The 313-nt window shown below is 65.5% G+C and carries 1 protein-coding gene; it reads right to left on the minus strand.

All coding sequences use genetic code 11. The features are described 5' to 3' along the window. The coding region (locus UK12_RS34945) for a hypothetical protein (RefSeq protein ID WP_156179169.1) at positions 1-270 on the minus strand (270 nt) is incomplete at its 3' end. Positions 271-313: the final 43 nt, after the last annotated feature.

The following is a 313-nucleotide window of genomic DNA, read 5'->3' on the forward strand; positions in this document are numbered from 1 at the left end:
ACGGACGCCTTCACTCTCCAGGGTCTGCACGGCGTCGTGGAAGCGGACGGCCTCGCGGACGTGGCGCACCCAGTACTCGGGGGTGACCAGCTCGTCGGCCACCTCGCCGGTCAGGCTGGAGACGATCGGGATCCCCGGTTCCTGGAAGGTCAGACCTTCCGCGACCGTACGGAACTCCGCCACCATCGGCTGCATCAACGGCGAGTGGAACGCGTGGCTGAACATGAGCCGCTTGGTCTTCGGGCTATCAGCGGTCAGCTTCTGTGCCACACGGATAACCGCCAACTCGCCGCCGGAAATCACCACCCAACAC

It is taken from the genome of Saccharothrix sp. ST-888 (assembly GCF_000955975.1).
Classification (GTDB): domain Bacteria; phylum Actinomycetota; class Actinomycetes; order Streptomycetales; family Streptomycetaceae; genus Kitasatospora.